The organism is Haloarcula amylovorans (genome assembly GCF_004681185.1).
Classification (GTDB): domain Archaea; phylum Halobacteriota; class Halobacteria; order Halobacteriales; family Haloarculaceae; genus Haloarcula; species Haloarcula amylovorans.
The window spans coordinates 1,092,447-1,110,735 of the sequence record NZ_SRIF01000001.1 but is presented as its reverse complement, the minus strand read 5'-3'; the positions used below and the strand labels follow the sequence as shown (position 1 = coordinate 1,110,735).

Annotated in this window: 17 protein-coding genes and 2 tRNA genes; 8 read left to right on the top strand and 11 right to left on the bottom strand. The window is 62.9% G+C overall.

All coding sequences use genetic code 11. The features are described 5' to 3' along the window. Window positions 1-35 precede the first annotated feature (35 nt). Genes E4S61_RS05610 through E4S61_RS05595 form a run of 4 tightly spaced genes read right to left on the bottom strand, consistent with a single transcriptional unit; the run spans window position 36 to window position 4,021 of the window. Entirely contained in the window at window positions 36-791 is a 756-nt protein-coding gene (locus tag E4S61_RS05610) for an ABC transporter ATP-binding protein (RefSeq protein WP_135302901.1), read from the bottom strand. Beyond that, a complete protein-coding gene (locus tag E4S61_RS05605) occupies window positions 788-1,630 on the bottom strand; it encodes an ABC transporter ATP-binding protein (protein WP_209309439.1) in 843 nt (280 codons plus the stop codon). Before E4S61_RS05605 ends, E4S61_RS05610 begins: the two co-directional genes overlap by 4 nt. Further along, window positions 1,623-2,909 carry a branched-chain amino acid ABC transporter permease gene (locus E4S61_RS05600; RefSeq protein ID WP_135302899.1) on the bottom strand — a complete coding sequence of 429 codons (1,287 nt, stop codon included), beginning with the start codon at window positions 2,907-2,909 and terminating at the stop codon, window positions 1,623-1,625. Before E4S61_RS05600 ends, E4S61_RS05605 begins: the two co-directional genes overlap by 8 nt. Further along, window positions 2,906-4,021: a branched-chain amino acid ABC transporter permease gene (locus E4S61_RS05595; RefSeq protein ID WP_135302898.1), complete on the bottom strand. Its 1,116-nt coding sequence runs from the start codon at window positions 4,019-4,021 to the stop codon at window positions 2,906-2,908. The genes E4S61_RS05600 and E4S61_RS05595 overlap by 4 nt, the downstream gene beginning before the upstream one ends. A 205-nt stretch (window positions 4,022-4,226) precedes the next feature. Between E4S61_RS05595 and E4S61_RS05590 the strand changes: the two genes are divergently transcribed. The 4 genes from E4S61_RS05590 (at window position 4,227) to E4S61_RS05575 (ending at window position 9,301) form a co-directional block, all read left to right on the top strand. Beyond that, window positions 4,227-7,334 carry an FAD-binding and (Fe-S)-binding domain-containing protein gene (locus tag E4S61_RS05590; RefSeq protein WP_135302897.1) on the top strand — a complete coding sequence of 1,036 codons (3,108 nt, stop codon included), beginning with the start codon at window positions 4,227-4,229 and terminating at the stop codon, window positions 7,332-7,334. Window positions 7,335-7,383: 49 nt separating this feature from the next. Continuing rightward, entirely contained in the window at window positions 7,384-8,511 is a 1,128-nt protein-coding gene (locus E4S61_RS05585) for a helix-turn-helix transcriptional regulator (protein ID WP_135302896.1), read from the top strand. Window positions 8,512-8,578: 67 nt separating this feature from the next. Continuing rightward, window positions 8,579-8,653, top strand: a tRNA-Glu gene (locus E4S61_RS05580). Window positions 8,654-8,758: 105 nt separating this feature from the next. Then, window positions 8,759-9,301: a DUF21 domain-containing protein gene (locus E4S61_RS05575; protein WP_135302895.1), complete on the top strand. Its 543-nt coding sequence runs from the start codon at window positions 8,759-8,761 to the stop codon at window positions 9,299-9,301. A 44-nt stretch (window positions 9,302-9,345) separates the two neighbouring features. On the opposite strand, the gene E4S61_RS05570 is transcribed toward E4S61_RS05575, so the two are convergent. From E4S61_RS05570 to E4S61_RS05555, 4 genes are all read right to left on the bottom strand, one after another. Next, on the bottom strand, window positions 9,346-9,531 hold the full coding sequence (locus E4S61_RS05570) for a DUF7576 family protein (RefSeq protein WP_135302894.1): 186 nt from the start codon (window positions 9,529-9,531) through the stop codon (window positions 9,346-9,348). A gap of 63 nt (window positions 9,532-9,594) precedes the next feature. Beyond that, on the bottom strand, window positions 9,595-10,776 hold the full coding sequence (glmU, locus tag E4S61_RS05565; RefSeq protein ID WP_135302893.1) for a bifunctional sugar-1-phosphate nucleotidylyltransferase/acetyltransferase: 1,182 nt from the start codon (window positions 10,774-10,776) through the stop codon (window positions 9,595-9,597). A 235-nt stretch (window positions 10,777-11,011) separates the two neighbouring features. Next, window positions 11,012-11,086: transfer RNA gene (locus tag E4S61_RS05560), tRNA-Glu, on the bottom strand. A gap of 229 nt (window positions 11,087-11,315) precedes the next feature. After that, window positions 11,316-13,280, bottom strand: a complete 1,965-nt coding sequence (locus tag E4S61_RS05555; RefSeq protein ID WP_135303291.1) for a 3-hydroxyacyl-CoA dehydrogenase/enoyl-CoA hydratase family protein — start codon at window positions 13,278-13,280, stop codon at window positions 11,316-11,318. Between the two features lie 114 nt (window positions 13,281-13,394). Between E4S61_RS05555 and E4S61_RS05550 the strand changes: the two genes are divergently transcribed. The 4 genes from E4S61_RS05550 to E4S61_RS26105 all read left to right on the top strand — a co-directional run bounded on the left by E4S61_RS05550 (window position 13,395) and on the right by E4S61_RS26105 (window position 16,135). After that, window positions 13,395-14,552: an acyl-CoA dehydrogenase family protein gene (locus E4S61_RS05550; RefSeq protein WP_135302892.1), complete on the top strand. Its 1,158-nt coding sequence runs from the start codon at window positions 13,395-13,397 to the stop codon at window positions 14,550-14,552. A gap of 174 nt (window positions 14,553-14,726) precedes the next feature. Continuing rightward, window positions 14,727-15,119 (top strand): Hsp20/alpha crystallin family protein, encoded by a 393-nt coding sequence (locus tag E4S61_RS05545; protein WP_209309438.1) that lies wholly within the window; start codon window positions 14,727-14,729, stop codon window positions 15,117-15,119. Between the two features lie 227 nt (window positions 15,120-15,346). Further along, entirely contained in the window at window positions 15,347-15,925 is a 579-nt protein-coding gene (gene epsC, locus E4S61_RS05540; RefSeq protein ID WP_394346435.1) for a serine O-acetyltransferase EpsC, read from the top strand. Window positions 15,926-15,964: 39 nt separating this feature from the next. Continuing rightward, window positions 15,965-16,135: a hypothetical protein gene (locus tag E4S61_RS26105; protein WP_245180602.1), complete on the top strand. Its 171-nt coding sequence runs from the start codon at window positions 15,965-15,967 to the stop codon at window positions 16,133-16,135. 595 nt (window positions 16,136-16,730) lie between these two features. Here E4S61_RS26105 and E4S61_RS05530 read toward each other — a convergent pair. From E4S61_RS05530 to E4S61_RS05525, 3 genes are all read right to left on the bottom strand, one after another. Next, window positions 16,731-17,324 carry a DNA-3-methyladenine glycosylase family protein gene (locus tag E4S61_RS05530; RefSeq protein WP_135302890.1) on the bottom strand — a complete coding sequence of 198 codons (594 nt, stop codon included), beginning with the start codon at window positions 17,322-17,324 and terminating at the stop codon, window positions 16,731-16,733. A 251-nt stretch (window positions 17,325-17,575) separates the two neighbouring features. After that, complete coding sequence (locus E4S61_RS25275; protein ID WP_167768423.1) at window positions 17,576-17,746, bottom strand: hypothetical protein; 171 nt, start codon at window positions 17,744-17,746, stop codon at window positions 17,576-17,578. A 2-nt stretch (window positions 17,747-17,748) separates the two neighbouring features. Next, window positions 17,749-18,192, bottom strand: coding sequence for a restriction endonuclease (locus tag E4S61_RS05525; RefSeq protein WP_135302889.1), 444 nt, complete (start codon window positions 18,190-18,192; stop codon window positions 17,749-17,751). Window positions 18,193-18,289 lie beyond the last annotated feature (97 nt).

Sequence of the window (18,289 nt, the reverse complement as noted above, 5' to 3'; positions counted from 1 at the left end):
ACTCGATCCGATCCAGAATCCCTATCTTTCACCGCTCAGCCGCCGAGGAACTCCTGCCTGACCTTCTGGTCGGCGAGCAGCGTCTCGCCCGTGTCCTGATAGCGGTTCTGCCCCTGGACGAGGACGTAGCCGTGGTCGCAGCGACGAAGCGCCTCCTTCGCGTTCTGCTCGACCATCAGAACGGCGGTGCCGTCGTCGTTGATGCCGTCGATGCGGTCGAACATCTCGGCGACGAGGTCCGGTGCGAGCCCCGCAGATGGCTCGTCTAACAGGAGCAAGTCGGGGTCGAGCATCAGCGCACGGCCCATCGCCAGCATCTGCCGCTGGCCACCCGAGAGCGTCCCGGCCTTCTGGGCCGCGCGCTCGCCGAGGATCGGGAACCGGTCGTACACCGACTGAATCCGGTCTTCGGGCACTTCGTCTAAGATGTACGCACCCATCTCTAAGTTCTCGCGGACGCTCAGTGAGGCGAAGACGTTGTCAGATTGTGGGACGTAGCCGATGCCCTCGTGGATGATCTGGTCCGGACGGCGCGTGCTGATGTCGGTGCCGTCGAACAGGATTTCGCCGCCCATGTACGTCGTCAGGCCGAAGACGGACTTCATCACCGTGGACTTGCCCGCGCCGTTGGGGCCGACGACGACGACGTACTCCCCGTCGCCCACGTCCATGTCGACGCCCTGTAACACCTGTAAGTCGCCGTAGCCGGCGTCCAGGTCGCGAACCGAGAGCAGGCTCTCGGTGGTATCGGGCAGCGTCACGTCCTCGGCGCGCGTCGCTCGCTGGCTCATACGTCACCTCCCAGATACGCCTCCAGCACGCGTTCGTCGCGCTGGATGGTCTCGGCGTCGCCCTCCGCGAGGACCTGTCCCTGGTGCATGACGATGATGTGTTCGCAGTGTTCCATGATGACATCCATATCGTGTTCGACGAGGAGGAACGTCAGGCCCTCTCGCCGGAGTTCGTCGATGCGGTCCAACAGCTTCTCTTCGAGCGTCGGATTGACGCCGGCCAGCGGTTCGTCCAGTAAGACCATCTCGGGGTCGGTCATCAGGACGCGGGCCATCTCCAGCAGCTTGCGCTGGCCGCCCGAGAGGTTGCCAGCGTTCTCGTGAGCGAGGTGGTCGATCTCGAAGAAGGAGAGCGTCTCCCACGCGTCCTCGACCAGCTCGGCTTCGTCGCGTTCGACCGCCTCGCGGAGTCCTGGGAGTACCGCCCGAATGGCCGACTCGCCGACCTGTCCCGGCGGCGCGAGCATGACGTTTTCGAGGACCGTCATCTCGGAGAGCTCTCGGGCGATCTGGAAGGTGCGGACGAGGCCGCGCTCGGCCAGCGTATAGGGCGGGAGCCCGGTGACATCTTGACCGTCGAATCGGACGGTGCCGGCGGTCGGTTCGTGAATTCCCGTGATGCAGTTGAACGTCGTGGACTTGCCAGCCCCGTTCGGGCCGATGAGTCCGGTCAACGAGCCGGAAGCGACGCGGAAGGACGCGCCGTCGACAGCAGTGACGCCGCCGAACTCCTTGCGAAGGCGCTTGACTTCCAGCAGCGGCGAGTCGATAGCCTCGCTGGTCGTCGGCACGTCTTCTCTCGAACGCCGTTCCGTCCCGACCGCCTCGGCGTCACTCATCGGTGTCACCCCCGCCATCGGTGGGTCGGTGTCGCGTCAGGTCGACGCTAGTCGCCGGTTCGTTCCGGTTACCCAGTATCCCCTGCGGGTAGTTTTGGATGATGTATACGAGGACGACGCCGATGAGGACGAACCGAAGCGTGCTGACGTTGCTGACCGTGTAGGCCAGCAGCGGCGTCGGGTCGAGCGACCCGAGCGCGGCAATAGCCTCGATGATGTTTCCCGGTGCACTCGTCCCGAACGTCGGGAAGTACTCGCCGAGGCGAGCGGGCAGATAGAAGAGCAATGCGGAGAACGTCGCCGCGCCGAGGACGCTGCCGGTATTCGAACCGGATCCGCCGATGATGAGCGCGGCGAAGACGTAGAACGTGATAGCCGGGCGGAACTGCGCGGGGCTGATGTACCCAGCCCCGCCCCGGAACAGCGCGCCGGCCAGCCCCATCAGCGCACAGCCGATCATGAACGCCTTTATTTTGAACAGGCGGGTGTCCTTTCCGAGCGATTGGGTCACCGTCTCGTCCTCGCGGATGGCCTTCAGGACGCGGCCGAAGGGTGATCTGGCGAGGCGGTTCAGGACCCAGTACGCGCCGACGACCAGCGCGAGGAGCGTGAGTCCGTAGGTGATATTGACCACGTTCGGCCCGGAGACGCCGAGGCTCTCGGCAGCGGTGACGAGCGGCCCTCCGAGACCGTAGACAACGTCGGCGACCACGTCGTCGGGGGCAGGAAAGGAGATGCCCGTCGCGCCGCCGGTGCCGAATCGCTTGCCGAACACCTGAACCTCCGAGACGCCTTGCCAGTTGACGAACAGTCGAATTATCTCCGAGAGCGCGACGGTGACGATGGCGAGGTAGTCTGCCCGCAGACGGAGCGCGGGGAGGGCTGCGAGCGCACCGACTAGCGCCGCCATCACCATCCCGCCGAGCAGGCCGAGCCACAGTGGGAGGCCGAACCCGGGGACGCCGCCCGCGCCGGGGTTGACAGGCGCGGTCAGGATGGCCGTCGTGTACGCGCCGGCGGCCATGAAGCCGGCGACGCCGATGTTGAACAGACCAGTGTAACCCCACTGGAGGTTCAGCGCCAACGTGAGCAGTGCGTAGGCCCCGATGAGGACGGTGACGCTCCCGACGAACCCGGCCGCGAGGTTCGCCGACTGGGCCGCGCCGACAGCGAAGGCCAGTATCGAGAGTACCAGCCAGATAGCGAGGACGAACAGGGCGACGAGCGCGGCGTCAGGGAGGGAGAGCAGTCTCGACCGAACATCGTCGACGGCGCTCATGCCGTACTCACCCCGCCGAAGATGCCAGACGGTCGAAGGAGCAACACGACGATGAGGACGGCGAAGGCGGCCGCGCGGGTCAGCCCCGATGGGAGCCAGATGAGCGCGAGACTGTCCACGAGGCCGATGAGGACGCCGCCGGCCATCGCGCCGTAGATTGAACCGATGCCGCCGACGATGACCGCCGCGAAGATGAGCAACAGGAGAATCCAGCCGAAGTTGAAGGCGATGGTGCCCCGCTCCAAGACGAGGAGGTAGCCGCTGACGCCGGCGAGCGCGCCGCCGAGGATCCACGTCACGCGCACGACTCGTTCGGTCGGAATGCCGGTGACGCGCGCCAAGTCCTCGTTGTCGGCCATCGCGCGCATCGCCTTGCCGAGTTTCGTTCGCTGAAGCAGGAGGTGGACCCCGAGCATCAACACTACCGAGACGACGAGGAGAGCGATCTCGTTGTCCGTGATGGTGACGCCAGCGCCCAACTGAATCTGTGCGCCGACCGTGGCGACGCCGCTGGTCTGCGTGCTGAAAACGAACGCGATGAGGTAGCGAAGCGCGAGCGCGACGCCGATGGAGGCGATAAGCAACGAGATGTTGTCCGAACCGCGCATCGGCCGATAGACGAGGCGATCGACAGCCAACACGACGCCGACGGTTCCGACGGCGGCGGCGACCAGTCCGAGGAGGACGAAGGCGTACGTCGAGGCGGTGCTCAGCTGTTGCCCGCCGTCGAACAGAAACAGGTCGGCAATTGGCGCGCTCGTCGCGAGGTTGGCGAGGACGTAGGCAGTGACCCACCCGACGAACGCGCCGACCGTCACCGTATCGCCGTGGGCGAAGTTGGCGAAGTCGAGAATGCTGTAGGTCATCGAGAGGCCGATGCCGGCCAGCCCGACGGCCAGTCCGACGAGCAAGCCGTCGAGTACCATCGAGGCCAGCGACCCCACGGTCAGCGACCCGCCCATGACGCGGAACCCAAGCGCGTACACCGTCGTCCCGGCGAGTTTCGTCACGAGATCGGCCAGTAGATATGCGACGACCACGGCGACCACGCCGGCCCCCGGTCGCTCGATGGCGACCCGTCGCCCATCCGCAACTGTGTCAGCAATTCCCATTGATAGCTGTGGTTCTGCACTCGAACGTAAATAACGCACCGGTGATTTCGGGTCGCTACGCGGCCGGAATCGGTAATCGAGCGGTGGCGTTTGTCATCGTACTGTCGATTGTCGCCGTTAGTCAGTTGACTGGGCTGAACCGTGCGGGACGTTGACGGTTATCGACAGTCGACAGTATAACGGTGGCCCGGCCGAACCACCGGACATGGGCGCTACCGAGCAGGGACCGAGCGACGACCCGGCGAGCGACGGGCGAGCGGACTACGACTATCAGGCCGACGCCGTCATGCGGCCGGGCATGGTCTCGGACCTCGCTGAGCGAATCGCGGGCGACATCCGGTTCGACGAGTACTCCCGGCAACTGTACGCCACCGACGCCAGCGCGTACGAGGTGACGCCGGTCGGCGTCGTCTACCCCGAATCGACCGAGGACGTGGCTACTATCGTCGGCTACTGCGCACAACGGGAGATTCCCGTACTGCCTCGCGGCGGCGGGACGAGCCTCGCCGGGCAGGCGGTCAACGAGGCCGTCGTCCTCGACTTCACGCGACACATGGACGGCGTGAGCGATATCGACCCCCAGGGCCGAACTGTGACAGCCGACGTGGGAGTCCGACTCGGCGACCTGAACGAGGAACTCGTCCCACACGACCTGAAGTTCGCGCCGGACCCCGCGTGGGGGGATAAGTCCGCACTGGGCGGCGCGATTGGCAACAACTCCACCGGCGCACACTCCCTACAGTACGGCAAGACCGACCACTACGTCGAGTCCTGTGAGGTCGTCCTCGCGGACGGCACCGTCACGACTTTCGGCGAGGTAGCCGTCGAGACGCTCCGCGCGGACGGCGACCCCGAGGGGGACCTCGAAGCGCGAATCTACGCCGAAGTCGCGCGAATCGTCGACGAGGAGACCGACGCCGTCGAGACGGCGTTCCCGCAACTGAAGCGCAACGTCTCGGGCTACAATCTCGACCGACTCGTCAGCGAGGCCCGCGGCGAATACGGTGCCGAGGGAACGGTCAATCTCGCGCGACTGCTGGCCGGAAGCGAGGGGACGCTCGCGGTCATCACTGAGGCGACCGTCTCGCTCGAACCGATTCCGGAGACGAAGGCGATGGCGCTGTTGACCTACGACGACCTCGTCGCGGCGATGGAGGACGTGGCCCCGATTCTCGACCACGACCCGGCGGCCGTCGAAGTGCTGGACGACGTGCTGCTCGACTTGGCGGCCGACACGGAGGAGTTCGGTGACCTCGTCGCCGAGATGCTCCCGGCGGAGACCGGCGCAGTGTTGCTCGTGGAATTCTACGCCGAAGACGACGCCGAGGGCAAACAGAAAGTGGCGGACCTACTGGCCGACCGCGTCGGTGACGTATCCACCGAACGCGACCCGAGCGACGGCGCAGCGGACGTCACCGCTGCCGAGGTTCGGGCGTTCCACGCCCGCGAGGCTCACGACGACGACGAGCGAGCGCGCTTTTGGAAACTCCGGAAGTCCGGCCTGCCGATTTTGCTCTCTCGGACCAGCGACGCAAAACACATCAGTTTCATCGAGGACGCTGCGGTCCCGCCGGAGAACCTCCCGGAGTACGTCGCGGACTTTCAGGACCTCTTAGAGGAGGAGGGCACCTTCGCCTCGTTCTACGCCCACGCCGGACCGGGGTGTCTCCACATCCGCCCGCTCGTCAACACGAAATCGGTCGAAGGCGTCGAGCGCATGGAGGCCATCGCCGACGGCGCGACAGACCTCGTCAAAGAATACGGCGGCAGCGTCTCTGGTGAACACGGCGACGGCCGCGCACGCACGCAGTGGAACCACAAACTGTACGGCGACGAGGTGTGGGACGTGTTTCAGGACCTCAAGCGAACGTTCGACCCCGACTGGCTGCTGAACCCCGGCCAGGTTGTCGGCGTCTCCGAGTCGGTCGTCGATGCAGGCGAGGCCCCGCGGCGCGCCCGGACCGTCGACATGACGGAGAATCTTCGCTTCTCGCCGGAGTACGACTTCGAGTACGAGTTCGACCCCGCACTCGACTGGCCCAACGAGAACGGGATGCAGGGGATGGTCGAACTGTGTCACGGCTGTGGCGGCTGTCGCGGCCCGCAGGAGACGACCGGCGGCGTGATGTGCCCGACCTACCGCGCGGCCGACGAGGAGGTGACTGCCACCCGCGGCCGGGCGAACATGCTCCGGCAGGCGATGAGCGGCGACTTACCGGACGACCCCACCGACGGCGAGTTCGCCTCGGAGGTGATGGACCTCTGTATCGGCTGTAAGGGCTGTGCGAAGGACTGTCCGAGCGAGGTCGACATGGCGAAACTGAAAGTCGAGGTCGAACATGCCCGGCACGAACGAGAAGGCGCGAGCCTCCGCGAGAAACTGTTCGCCAACGTCGAGACGGTCAGCAAAGCGGGGAGCGCGCTCGCGCCGCTCTCGAACTGGGCACAGCGACTCCCCGGTAGCGGCCTGGTGAGCGAGAAGCTGCTCGGCATCGCCCGCGAGCGTGACCTGCCGACGTTCGAACGCGAGTCCTTCACCGACTGGTGGGCCGACAGAGGGCCGCAGGTGGCGGAAACCGACGCCGAGCGGCGGGCGCTGTTGTTCCCCGACACCTACAACAACTACAGTAACCCGGCGGTCCTCCGCGCGGCCGTCGCGGTGCTCGAAGCGGCTGACGTCCACGTACGGGTTCCCGACGACGTGACTGCCTCGGGCCGAGCGGCCCATTCAAAGGGGTTCGTCGACGTGGCCCGCGACCGAGCGGCGACGAACGTTGCGGCCGTCGCTCCCGAGGTGCGAGACGGATGGGACGTAGTGGTCGTCGAACCCTCCGACGCGGTGATGGTCCAGTCCGACTACCTGGACCTCCTCGGCCACGACCACGACGCGGCGACGACCGTCGCGGCGAACGCCTTCGGTCTCTGTGAGTATCTCGACCGATTCGCGCTGGACGCGGGCGTCGACTGGAACCCCAGCGAGACGGCGCTCACCTACCACGGCCACTGCCACCAGAAGGCCGTCGGCAAAGACCACCACGCCGTCGGTGTTCTCCGACGGGCTGGCTACGAGGTGGACCCGCTGGATTCTGGCTGCTGTGGCATGGCCGGCAGTTTCGGCTACGAGGCCGAGCACTACTCGATGAGCAAGGCCATCGCTCGCATCCTCTACGAGCAAGTCGACCGGAGCAGCGGCGAGGCGGTCGTCGCGCCCGGTGCGTCCTGCCGGACGCAGTTAAGCGACCGTTCACGCGGGAGTAAGCCCGTCCATCCCGTCGAGAAACTGGCCGCCGCCGTCGGTGGCGTCAGACGGTAGGGGGACCATTCACAGCGCTTTTATGCCGTCATTGGGTCATACGACGTAGATGTCTCGCGCGGTCGCCGCCGTCGTCGTCGCTCTCTTGCTGATACCCAGCCTCGCCGCCGGGCCCGCGCTCAGTGCACCCGAACCGGCGAGCGTACAGACCCCCGACGGCTTCACGGAGACGACCTTCCACGTGACGGTGTACGAGAACGGCTCCGCGACGTGGGCGATCGAACACCAGACGCCGCTGACTAACGAATCCGAACAGGAGCAGTTCGAGGCCTTCGCCGAAGAGTTCGAGAGCAACGAGACGGAACTGTACGTCGATTTCGTCGAGCAGGCCGGGTTGCTCACGCAGTACGGAACCAATCAGACGGGGCGAGCGATGGGTGCGCGCACGTTCGACCGCTCCGCCTCGGTCAACCCGGTCCAGAGCACGGGGACGGTCCGCATGTCGTTCCTCTGGACGAACTTCGCCAACGCGACCGGCGAACGAGTCGTCGTCAGCGACGTCTTCCAGGGCGGATTCTACATCGGACAGAACCAGTCGCTGGTCGTCGAACGGGGACCGGGCCTGGGGTTCGCGGAGGCCCAGCCGTCTCCGGATTCGCGGAGCCAACCCGACTCCCTCGCTCGCAGTGAAACCGCCACTTGGGTCGGCGAGCAGTCCTTTACCGACCAACGACCCTACATCGAACTCGGGCCGCGCGAGGTAGTACTGGCGAACGAGCCCGGATCCGGCGGTGGCTCGCTGCTGGCGGGCGATATGTTGCCCTTCGTCGTCGGCGTTGTCGTCCTCGCGCTCGGTGCCGTCGCCGTCGCGGCGTGGCGTTCCGGCGTCGCTGAAGCGGCCTTGGGAGGCGCGGATACCGGGGGAACGCCGACCGAGACGACACCTAGTGGCCAGTCCAGAGCACCGTCCCAACCGGAGCCCGAACCGTCGGTCGCCGACGACGAGTTACTCACCGACGATGACCGCGTTCTGAAGTTGCTCGAAGCCAACGGCGGCCGGATGAAACAGGTCGATATCGTCGACGCCACCGACTGGTCGAAGTCGAAGGTCAGCATGCTCCTCTCGGAGATGGAATCGGACGGCGAGATCAGCAAACTCCGAGTCGGTCGCGAGAACATCATCAGTCTCGCCGGCGAGGAACCGGACGCCGCCGGTTCTCCCTTCGAAGAGGAGTGAGAAACCCACACAGAGCGGTTCCGAAACACAATCATTATACGTATCTCCATCCTCCGATTCAATGTACGCTCCGTTGGTGTAGTCCGGCCAATCATATCACCCTCTCACGGTGATGACCAGGGTTCGAATCCCTGACGGAGCATTCCTTCATTCTGACGTGTCGAGCGATAGCGGGGCCGTCAAATATCGAACGTCGGGGCCGTGAGCGGTTCGTCGGTTCTTTCACACGACGCGGTGTCCAACGTGTATGTCGACACCCGTCTTGCCGACGCTCGCCATCGTCGTCGTACTGCTTTGCTGTAGCGCCTTCTTCTCCAGTAGCGAGACGGCGCTGTTCTCCCTCTCGCGAGAGTGGCTGGCGACGGCCGCGACGACGGACCCGCGAGCGGCCGCCGCCGAGGACGTATTAGCGGACCCGCATCGTCTCCTCGTGACGATTCTCGTCGGGAACAACGTCGTCAACATCGCACTTTCGAGTCTGCTGACGGCGCTGTTCGTCGAGCGGTTCCAGTCGAGCATCGCGGTGGTTCTGACGACGCTACTGGCCACTAGCGTTGTCCTCGTCGCTGGCGAGATCGTCCCGAAGTCCTACGGACTCGGTCACGCACAGACGTTCGCGCTCCGAGTCGTGACGCCGCTGCGATACGTCGAACTGTTGTTGTACCCCGTCGTCACCATCTTCGACGCGTTCACTCGGACGATAACGACGCGAATCGGCGGGCAACAGACCATCGAGAAGACGTACGACGAAGTAGATGGCCCGGTGGACACGACCGACGCAAAACGATAGTAACGGGCCGTGACGAGACGGAGGGTCCGCAGAAATGGGCTATTTCAGGACTCGTCCCACTCGGCCTTGCAGTCCTCGTCACAGAAGTGGACGGTCTGGACGCTGTCGTCGGCGATCCACGTCGTCACTCGGTGTGTGACCTCGTTGACTATCGCGTCGCCACAGACCTCGCAATTCGGCGCCTCCTCCTCGTCGATATCCTCGTGGTGGTCCGAAGTTGGGTCGACCATCTTACCTGTGCGTCGGTTTCACCCTACTTAATCCCATAGAATCGCCGCGAGGACGAGGCCGATCTACCGGTCCCGAGTGACGCTCTCGCCGGGCGTCGTCGTCGCACCGGGCGAGAGGACGACGCCGGGGTTGAGACTGGTGTTGATAGCGGTTCGAGCGCCGTCGCCCGCGACGACGCCGAACTTCCGGCGACCCGTCGAGACTCGGTCGCCTTTCACCGTCATCTCGACTTCGGTGCCGTCGTGACGCAGGTTCGCCACCTGCGTCCCCGCGCCGAAGTTCACGTCGTGGCCCAGCACGCTGTCGCCAACGTAGGTGACGTGTGGGACGTTCGAGTCAGCCATGACGACGGTGTTCTTGATTTCGACACCGTGACCGATGTGCGTGTTCTCGCCGAGCATCGTCGCGCCGCGGACATACGCGTTCGGCCCGAGATGCGCGCCCGACCGGACGAGCGCCGGTCCTTCGATGGTAACGCCGGGCTCGATGACTGCGCCCTCCTCGACGACGACGTTGCCGCGTAGCTCCGCGTCGCCGCGAACGTCGCCGTCGATACGACGGGTCTGTTCGTCGAGTTTCCACTCGTTGGCTTCGAGTAGTTCCCACGGCCGGCCCACGTCCAGCCAGCGGTCGACTTCGACGGCCGTAACCGAGCGCTCTTCGATGACGCGGGCGACCACGTCCGTGATCTCGCGCTCCCCGCGGTCGCTGAGGGGAACGTCCAGCCACTCGCGGGCTTCGGCGGGGAAGACGTACGCCCCGGCATTTGCGAGTTCCGTTGGCGGGTCTTCCGGTTTCTCGACGATGTCCGTGACGTTGTCGCCGTCCGTCGAGAGGACGCCGTAGTTCGAGGGGTCGCCGACGCGAAACGCCGCGATAGACGGCGCTGCGTCGAACAGCGTCGAGATACTCTCCTCGTCGTAGAGGTTGTCGCCGTTGAGAACGGCGAACGGGCCGTCTAGGTGTTCGTACGCGGCGTTGACGGCATCAGCTGTCCCCTGCTGTTCTTCTTGGACGGCGAAGGAAACCGGCGCACCGCGGTACGTCTCACCGAAGTACGACCGGACGGCGTCTGCTTCGTAGCCCACCACGAAGATCAGTTCGTCGGCCCCGGCTTCGATGGCCATGTCGGCGGTGTGGGCGACGAGCGGTCGGTCGGCGACGGGCAGCATGGGTTTCGGTGTGTTCGCGGTCAGCGGCCGCATCCGTGTGCCTTCCCCAGCCGCGAGAACGACTGCTTGCATGTGGTCTGTCTGTCTCGTGGATTGGGGAAATAGCTACTGCCTTCACTCTCTTACTGTTCGCTTCGGCGACATTCGCCCTCGATATAGGAGCGCAATCGCGAAGTGAGTGCGAGCCTCGACGGATGGCCGCCGTCGATGTTCGAACCTGTCGGCGAGTTGACAATCTCCACTTAGACTTCACGGTAATCTGAGAACATCGCGGACGCTCTATCGTTCCGTTGCTTCGATAGAAATGTGCTCGGTATGGGATTTGAACCCATGTCCTCGGCTCGAAAGGCCAAGATGATTGGCCGGACTACACCAACCGAGCGCATTCTGGCGTTTCGGGTGCTCCAATTTAACCCCATCGAAATCCCGGCTCTCTGGGGCGCGGTCACACGGGCCGCTCGACCCGTCTGCGAGGCTGTTCGACGACTGACAAAGTTCGGTCGCAAAAAACCGACGCACTGGGTGAAACGGAGCTACTTAGACTCGATGACGTTACTTCCCTTGGAAATCGGGCTCACTTCCGCCAGAGCAGAGCTCTGACGATGGTCCCCTTACTTCCCCTGGAAGTTCGGCTCCCCGTCGCCCATGAACGCCGTGATGCCCTCCATCACGTCCTCCGTACCGATGAGGTGGCCGAAGGCCTGTGACTCGACTTCAAGGCCGGCCTCGGTGTCGTCGCGGCCGGCGAGCATCGCCCGCTTGGTGAACTTCTGGGCGACCGGTGGGCCGGCGGCGAGGTCGGCGGCCAGTTCGAACGCGCGGTCTTCGAGTTCGCTGTTGCCGACGACTTCGTTGATGAAGCCGTAGTCGGCCATCTCCTCGGCGTCGTAGCGCTCAGCGGTGAAGATAATCTCCTTGGCGCGACCCTCGCCGACGATGTTTGCCAGCCGCTGGGTGCCGCCCCATCCCGGCAGGAGGCCGAGGTCGTGTTCGGGTTGGCCGAGCTCCGAGCGTTTCGAGGCGACGCGGAGGTCCGCACAGGTGGCCAGTTCCATCCCGCCGCCCAGCGCGTACCCGTCGATACCGGCGACGACCGGCATCGGACACTTCTCCAGTTTGCCGAAGGTCTCCTGGCCCTTCTTGGAAAGCTCGACGGCTTCGAGCGGCGTCGCGTTGGAGGCCATCGACTGGACGTCGGCCCCGGCGGAGAACGCCTTGTCACCGGCCCCGGTCAGCAGTATTGCGCGGATCTCGTCGTCGTCGCTGAGGATATCGACGGCGTCTGCGAGTTCGTCCATCAGCTCCGGGCTGACGGTGTTCATCCGGTGGGGGCGGTCGAGTTCGATGTGACCAACCATCTCGCCGACGGCGGCGACGTTGATGTTCTCGAACTCGGCTGCCGTGTCGTCGTCTGCCCCGTAGAAGCCGCCCGCTTCGGCGGCCGACCGCAGGCCGTCGGAGACTTCGTAGCGCTCTTGGCCGGTTTCTTCGTGGACGACTTCGAGCGTCTCGACGAGAGAGTCCAGGCCAGCCTTGTCGGCGAGTTTCGCGGGGCCTTCGGGGAAGCCGCCGCCGAGCATGACTGCCTCGTCGATGTCCGCGACAGGGGCCACGTCGTTCTCAACGAGCTTGCCGACCTCGTTGGCCATCACGGCTAGCAGGCGGTTCTCGACGTCGTCGCGGCCGGCGTCGGTCGGGATGTCCGCGCCGCCGTCGTCGTAGTCGTAGAAGCCCTTGCCGGTCTTCTTCCCGAGTTCCTCGCTGTCGACTTTGCGTTCGAGGAGCGGGCACGGCTCGTAGGCGTCGCCGAGCATCTCGTGCATGTATTCGAGGACGTGCAGGCCGACGTCGTTACCGACCTGGTCCGAGAGTTCGAACGACCCCATCGGGAGGCCGATGTCGAACTTCGTGGTCGAGTCGACCTCCTCGATGGTGGCGACGTCGTCGTGGACGAGCCAGCAGGCCTCGTTCATCAGCGGGACGAGGATGCGGTTGACGATGAAGCCGGGCGAGTCCTTACGGACGCGGACGGGCGTCTTATCGAACGCCTCGGCGAGTTCTTCGATGGTGTCGAGCGTCTCGTCGGCGGTGTACTCCCCGGAGATGACCTCGACGAGTTGCATCCGGACCGGGGGGTTGAAAAAGTGCATCCCGCAGAACTGCTCCGGGCGTTCGGTGACCTCCGAGAGTTCGGTGATAGAGAGACTGGATGTGTTCGTCGCGAAGATGGCGTCGTCTTTGGCGTACTTCTCGACGTCGGTGTAGACGTCTTTCTTTATCTCCATCTTCTCGGGGACGGCCTCGATGACGACGTCGGCGTCGCTGACGGCGTCCTCAACGTCGACGAGCGCGGTGACGCGGTCGAGGGCCTCGTTGGCTTCTTCCTGGGTGAGCTGGTCCTTCTCCGCGAGTTTGTTCAGCGACCACTCGATGTTGTCGTAGCCGTCCTGAACGAACTCCTCTTTGATGTCGCGCATCTGCACCTGATAGCCGGCGAGCGCGGCGACCTCGGCGATTCCGTGACCCATGTTACCTGCACCGAGCACCGCGACCGTACCGATGTCCTCGAAGTCCATGACGTATGTCCCCACTGCCGGACCACGTTTCAACGTTTCTCTCGGTGACAAACCTCTATCGAGTTTATTTCAGGTCACGAACCATTAATTGGGTGCCGAGTGAACATACGACACATGGACTTCGACTTGTCCGACGAGCAGCGCCAGATTCGTGATGAGGTACAGCGGTTCGCCGAAAACGAGATCGTCCCCGTCGCGACGGAGTACGACCGCGAAGAGAAGTTCCCCCGCGAGATAGTCGAGGAGGCCGCCGAGATGGGGTTGACCGGCGCGAATATCCCGCTGGAACACGGTGGTGTCGGCTACGATACACTGACAAACGCCATCATCGCCGAGGAACTGTTTGCCGCCGACCCCGGTATCGGCCTGTGTATCCAGTCCGCGGCGTTCGGCGCGGACGCGCTCGTGGGGTTCGGGACAGAAGCCCAGAAGGAGGAGTACCTCGAACCGGTAGCGACGGGCGACGCTATCATGGGGACGGCCATCTCCGAACCCGACACCGGGTCGGACGTCTCGTCAGTCTCCACGGAAGCCCGCAAGGACGGCGACGAGTGGGTCGTCGACGGCAACAAGATGTGGATCACCAACGGGACCGTCGGCGACTACTTCGTCGTCCTCTGCCAGACGGACCCCGATGCCGAAGGTCGGTACAACGGCTTCTCACAGATCCTCGTTGAGGCAGACCGGGACGGGTTCGAGGCTGAAAAGATAACGGGGAAACTCGGCATCCGCGCGTCTGACACGGCCGAGTTGCTGTTAAACGACGTGCGCGTTCCCGAGGAGAACCTCGTCGGCACCCGCGGGGCCGGCTTCCTCCAGATAATGCAGTTCTTCGACGAGACGCGAACCGGCGTCGCCGCGCAGGGAGTCGGCATCGCTCGGGGCGCGGCCGAACGCGCACTCGAATACGCCAAAGACCGCGAACAGTTCGGTCGGTCCATCTCCGAGTTCCAGGCCATTCAGCACAAACTCGCCGAGATGTTCACCGACATCGAAGCCGCTCGACAACTGACCTACAAATCGGCGTGGAGCGTCGACAACGCCGACGATCAGCTCACCCAGCTCGCGTCGATGGCCAAGGAGAAGGCCTCCCGCGTCGCCGTCGAGACGGCCGACGAGGCGGTCCAGATTCACGGCGGCGCTGGCTACGTCGACGATTTCGACATCGAACGGTTCTACCGCGACGCCAAGATAACCCAGATTTACGAGGGGACGACCGAGATTCAGAAGAACATCATCGCCCGGGAGCTACTCGGGAAGGGAATGGTGTAGCGCGACCGACGCGGGCCCGCAAAGGCCGGCTTACAGTCGCGGTAGCACGGCTACAACGCCGTCACGACGAGCCTTCTTCGTGTATCCACTGGGTAACTAAGCGCTGCTCAGATGTGTTAGCGGCCGATGGCTCGACAGTCACCACTCGACAATATGGAGTCCTGGCTCGAACAGATGAGCAGACAGTTCGAAGAGGCCGCCCAGCGGTGGGGAAGCGGGTTCGAGACGTGGTCGACCGAGATGGCACTCCCCCAGATAGACCTCGTCGACGCGGACGATGAATTCGTCGTCACCGCTGACCTCCCCGGCTTCGAGAAAGACGACGTCGAGGTGTACATCACGGACCAGACGCTCACGATCGAGGCCGAGCGAAGCACGGAACGCGACGAAACGGCGGAGAACTATATCAGACGAGAACGGTCGCACAGGTCGGTCTCCCGCCGTCTCCACCTCCCGGGCGAGGTAGACGACGGGGACGTCTCCGCGTCGATGGCCAATGGCGTCCTGACGGTCCACGTCGGGAAATCGTCGACCGTCTCCGAAGGACAGCGCATCGACATCGACTGACTCGACATCGGCTGCCGCCGATACTGCCCACAGCGGCCCAGCGGGAGATTCCTGCTGTTTTATACCGCTCCGGCCACGAGTAGCGTGTATGTTCGCCGGGTGTTCGTCCCGCGACCGAACCGTTCGTGCGACCGCACAGCGTACTCTCACGGTCGTCTGTCGCTGTCGCTGTTGAGTTCTGTTCTTCACGTCGTACCTGCCTTCGACCACCCGACACTGTATCCACGATGCTCGACATACCCACGATACTCGACACCCTCCGCGACGACGTCCGGACGGCACAGGCCAAAGACCCTGCCGCGACCAGCGCTATGGAAGTCGTCCTCACGTATCCCGGCCTCCACGCCGTCTGGTTGTACCGCCTCGCCCACGCGCTTTGGGCCGCAGACTATCGCTTCAGCGCACGGCTGCTCTCGCACCTGACGCGGTTTCTCACCGGCGTCGAAATTCACCCCGGTGCGACCGTCGGCGACCGACTATTCATCGACCACGGCATGGGAACGGTCGTCGGCGAGACGGCCGACATCGGCGACGACGTACTGCTGTATCACGGCGTCACGCTCGGCGGCGCGTCGATGCGCCGCGAGAAACGTCACCCGACGCTCGAAGACGGCGTCACCGTCGGCGCGGCCGCGACCCTCGTCGGACCGATTACCGTCGGCGAGAACGCGACGGTCGGCGCGGGAGCCGTCGTCGTCGAAGACGTCCCACCCGAAACGACAGTCACCGGGAACCCGGCGAAACCCGTCGACGAGGCCGAACACGAGCGGGACGGAACGCCCGACCCTGCCATCGTCGACGGCTGACCGCGGGGTTCTTCTCTCACCGGCCACTACGCGGACGTGATGACCGACCCGCCACACGACGTGCTCCGCGACGATCCGAACATCGGGCCGCTCGTCGAGGCGCACGGTACGCTCACGCTTTCTCCGGCCGACGACGACGTGTTGCGGGACGCGGGGCTCTCCCGACAGAAGACCCGCTACGTCAACGAGGTGGTCGAGGTGTTCGAGTAACACGGCTACAGTATCGCGTACTTCGAAGACCTCTCCGACGAGGAGGTTCACGCAGAACTGACGGCCATCACCGGCGTCGGCGCGTGGACGGCGAACATGCAACTGATGTAATTAACTGGTTGCAAACTATTGAAAAATCAGCTTTGTTGAGATCCTAAGCAGATGATATATTCTGACCTAATGTGGGCAGTACAGACGAACTATCTATCGAATCAAGGTTCATCCTTATCAGCTTAAAACACACGGTCAAAGATGGAACCTATGACGAATATAGAAAGAAGGATACCAACTAAGAGCGCGATAGCAAGGAGCAAATCCCCGATGGTTCCTGTCCCCTCTAACGAATACTGAATAACTACGTTCATTTCAGTTACTCTGACCTAATCATTAGTTGGTAATAGGTTTTGTGACCATTGGCGCTTGAGTGACATAATATATCGTTTTCTGCGCCTATTGACAGCTTCGTACACTATTACATTCGCACACATACTTACCGGCTGTTTCACGCAAGAAGCCATCTGAAGTATAGGATTTCAACAGAGCCTGAAAAACATAAGAGGTATCGACGTTCAGGTACCGATAGACAGCAGAGGTCCTACGAGTCAGATTCGTAATCGGCCCAGATGTATTTCGTAGCCGTTGAACGGTGAGGACGCCAATCCTCTGCTATCTCACGCATCTCTTCACGGGTCATATCTTCTCCGTCGCCGTACAATTCCTGAATCCCGTTCCGTACTGCAAGGTCGCCCAACGGGAGGATGTCGGGTCGCTCCATTACGAATAGCAGGTACATTCGAGCAGTCCAATCACCGATGCCCTTGATTTCCGTGAGACGTTCGACGATCTCCTCGTTTGAGTGTTCTGACAGCTCTTCACGGGAATAGTCTCGTTCCTGAAAAGCCTCCGCCGCGTTCCGCATATACTCGACCTTCATCCTCGACAGTCCAGCGTCTCGGAGTTTGTCCTCATCGGCATCCAAGACACTCTCGGGTGTTACTTCCTCGTCAAGCAATTCGAATACCCGTTCTTTCACCGCTGCCGCACTTGCAGTCGAGAGTTGTTGGTTGATTATCGAAATACACAGTCGCTCAAATTCAGTCCAATCGGGTTCAGAGTATGGATTGTGTTCATCTAACAACTCTGCCATTACAGGATCCTTTTTTAGTATCGATTTAGCCTCATCAACCATTCTTAGATGCAACTCTATTTGTCGTCAGACGGCAAAAGGCCAAGGCTTCAGTCAATCAATACAGGCAGTCGCCATCGGTAAGTAGAGGCCCCACAACCTCCCACCGTCACGATACGAGAGCATATTGAAATTAGTAACACGGGGTGGAGGTTCTCCATCCGTCGAAAATGGCACCAGAAATGTCAGGCTAAGATAGGGCTGCGAGGTAACATATAGTGGCTTTCGCCATGATAGAGTCTTGGCGGCCTACGTCAGATAAAGGGAATCGGGACGTTGAACAGTATTTCTACCACTTTCAGGAGGGCGTAAAATACCACCAGTCCTTGAATACCTCGTATCATCAGCCCCACGATTCCATCACTACTCATATTAGTTTCACTTCCATTCACATCGCCGAATCGTAAATCATCATCGTTTGTCATTGTTACCAACCGGCCGGTTTGCCCTGGCCGTACCAGTCCAGTATTTCACAAGCATTGTAGCGGTGAACTAAGCGAACGAGGTCGTCTCCGTCAATGCACTTGACGTTGAGACGGTCGGCCAGTTCCAGCGCGTTCCGAGTGAACGAACTGGTCGTGACTACCGTGACGCCCTTGACATCTTGCCACTGCTGACGTAGTGCCGCGTACTGCTGTATCTGCTCGCTCGTGATCTTGTTGCCCTCGGCGTATCGCTTACACTGAACAGCAGTTTTCGCTCCGCCTGTCGATGGCTGGCCAATTACATCGAGGCCTTTGTCTGGACCAGCGTCCATCACTTCTGTTGTCCAGCCTTGGCACTCCGACCACACATCAGCTACGAACTGCTCGAAGTGACGGGGCGGTAGGCTTCGGAGTGTCGTCAGCGGGTCAGAAGAGACTGAAGCCATTATCGTCGTTCCAGTTTGGACGGTGCTCGTTGAGGGTTTCTTTCGTATAACTCTCCGAGCAGTCGCAGTTGGCAGCGATTTGCTTTGGATTGGACAC